Origin of the sequence: uncultured Megasphaera sp. (assembly GCF_958350005.1) — a bacterium.
In the GTDB taxonomy this organism is placed as follows: domain Bacteria; phylum Bacillota; class Negativicutes; order Veillonellales; family Megasphaeraceae; genus Megasphaera.
Genome location: NZ_CATWFF010000219.1, coordinates 1 through 3060 on the forward strand (window position 1 = coordinate 1; position 3060 = coordinate 3060).

Here is a 3060-nt window from a genome sequence, read left to right on the forward strand (position 1 = left end):
CCGACAGGATTTCATTGAACGCCGATTGAATACGCTGTATCTCCATCATCTCACCCCGCTTTTTTTATGCCCACTTTTAGGGGGAACTTTTATCGTCTTGAAAATCCAGTATTTATGCGGCTTTTCAGAGTTATGCAACAGGTTCCCACTCATTTTCAAAAGGGTGTGTGTATTTTTAAAACCACCCTTACCCTATATACGTAAAGGGTAGGTAGGGAAATTATTACGTTTGATATAAAAGTAGTGGGAAAAGTGGGAACCTATACTTTATATACCCTCTCATACCGCTATTCTATTCATTTTTCAAGGGTTCCCACTCTTTAAAATGGAGTGGGAAAAAATGCCCACAGTTCCCACTTTTTTCAAAATAACACGTCTTGCGTATGAGGGCAGGTAATAACGATAACGCGTACCAATTGATTGTTTAAATCCTTCATGCGCTTCCGATACCGTACCTTCCCTGAAGCACCTTCAATTTCTGTTTCAATTTTCCCGTCCTGCGCAAATTCCTTCAGCAGCTTCGCCGGACTGAATCCATTGTCTTCCATGGCTTTCGTCAGTCCTTCGGGATAAATGCACAGCTTGTCTTTCTTCCAAAATCCCAACAGCGGCGGCGTATACCGATCGTCCTTGTCGTGGATAATCTTCGCCGCATTGGCGCTGATCCAGTTCTCCACAAACTCCCAGGCCCGCGCCACGTCCGACAGCTGGCCCTTCGTCGGCAAGGCTTTCATGGCTTCGCTGGACATGTTTAGGGCTTCCTGCATGGCCTGATCGGCCGCCTCGCCAAAGATCCACCGGCTGACCAAATAATCCGCCGTCGCCAGGAGGCTGACTGCCGACAGATGGGCTTCGGAATAACCCCAAAAGTGCTGCGATAGGTACGCCGCGACATCGTGATACACGACACCGACTGACGCCTTGTCCTGCAGCACGTAATCCATAAATTGCGGCCCGGCAATGCCGTACTGGTCGCTGACATGGCACCTTCTTGCCAGCCCGTCGGGCAGGATTGGCGACGTATTGATTTCAAGGACCCGGTTCTTCACGCCCTGGATAGAGTTTTCCTTCGTCAGCGGTTCTTCCCCGTTGGCGATGCCGATGACGCGCCACGACGCCGTCCGCTGCAGGCCCGTCTTACTGGCCCGGCCCTTGCCTTTGCCACCTTCGAGCATGTAGGCGATGTATTCCAGCTGCTCCTGCTTGTCCTTCCCGCCTCCGGCCACCTGCCGTTCGGTGATGCCGACGGGGAAATCCGACGACAGCTGCAGCTTGCGTTCCAGCCCGTTTTTCGTCGTCAGGAACGACGTCATGAGCTGGTCCGGTACGCCCCACGGCGATAAGGCAAACTTAATAGCCGCCGTCTTGCCGCCGCCGGACGTGCCCCAGAAATACAACAGGAAGTTCCGGCGGTGCGGCGAAATCCGCAGGAGCGGCGCCGCAAATCCCGCCGCAAGAACCAGCCGTGCGTAAGGATACTGGCGTACTTCATGTGCCAGATTCCGCCAGCCATCCAACGTACCCGATTCGGCAAAGGCCGACGTAATATCGCCGTCGTCGTCCAGCTCGATGCGGTACGGCGTGCGCTGTGGCAGCACGAATTCCGTTTCATAGTTGCGCCACCCCAGCCGCGACACGCTGTACTGCAACGGGATGCGCTGTACGTTGACGTTTCCCAAAGATTGCAGGTATTTCACCAGGTACTTGCTCGATTCCGATGTCACATCAATGCCGTAGTCAGCCAGCTTGATGATGCTGCGGCTATTGAAGACGGTGCTGCGTGCCTGTACGACGCGCCGCCATTGGTTATAGTACTTAAAGCACAGCTCGACCTTCTCCTGGTCCGTATCGATATTAAAGATACGCGCCGTCAGGACGACAGGCGATCCGCTGGCTAGATTCCGTTTCTCGCCGTTATTTTCCGTTTTCTGTACCTGCTCCACGCCTCCGGCGGAAAAGGCAAAGCCTGGCGGAATGATTAGGTCTATGGGACAATCGGCAAGGATGCGCTGCGTCGTAATGTCCCGTGCGTCGTCGCCGGCTTCGGCATGGTCCTTCGGAACGACATGCATTTGCTGCTGCCGCTGCTGCGCCAGGGCTTTGGACAGGTCATTTAGGTTGATATGCCCCCGGCAGCGATCCTTGAATTTGGCAAACTCCATGCTGTCCTTGTCCTGCAAGAGGGCCAGGCTGCCCATGACCTCCGGCGTAAACACGGCGTCGGCCGTAGGGATGGCAATATCCCGCACGATGGCCCGCGCCTTGGGGACGGCTGCCAGCGACCACGACGACGGGCATTTCACCTGGCAGGCATCGCAGCCATCAAAATGCAGCGTCTTCTGGATGTATTCGCACGTCGCCGGCGCCATGTTCGTCAGCACTTCGTCGATTTTTTCTTGCACCTGTCGTTCATCGTAGCGCTTGGTGTCGATGCGCGACAGGTCATGGCAGGCCGCCACGCCGTCCGACGCCCTGGCCACGTTGGTCAGCATGGCCAGCCATTCGTCGTAGGAAATATCCGCTGCGTCGATTTGGCAGTGCTGCAGAAACCGGCAGTTCGCCAGCATGTACTTGGCGTCGCCGTCGGTCCTGCGCCGCTCGAAGGACGTGCCGCGCTTTTCGGTTGGCTGCGAAACTTCGACGGCCAAGTTTGACAGCAGGTCGTAGTCATAACGCAGGTCATACGAGGCGTCGATGACTTCGCACCGTACGGGCTCGCCTTTATAGTTCCACGTGCCCGGCACGCGCAGGATACGGGACAAGTCGGCGACGGGGTCGATATGCCAGCCGCGCCGGCTGGCGGCATTGCGGATGAGCTGCTGCACCTTCCGGGCCGTGTCCATGACCTCCTGCCGGTTGTCGTCGGTAACCGTTACCGGCCGGTCCAGCAACCAATAGACGTGTAGCCCATGGCCGGAGCTGACGACGACAGACGGCGGCAGATTGTCCGGTATGAGCGACAGCGCCGAGGGAATATCTGGCGGCAGGTTGTCCTTAGCGTGGGATGCGGCATCGGCGATGTCAATGTCCGCCCAGAACGTGCCGAGCTGGCAAATCTCT

The 3060-nt window shown here is 56.5% G+C and carries 1 protein-coding gene; it reads right to left on the reverse strand.

What is annotated here, in order from left to right:
• Nucleotides 1-362: 362 nt before the first annotated feature.
• On the reverse strand, nucleotides 363-3060 hold a 2698-nt coding region (locus tag Q3886_RS09700; RefSeq protein ID WP_301861258.1), incomplete at its 5' end, for a DUF927 domain-containing protein.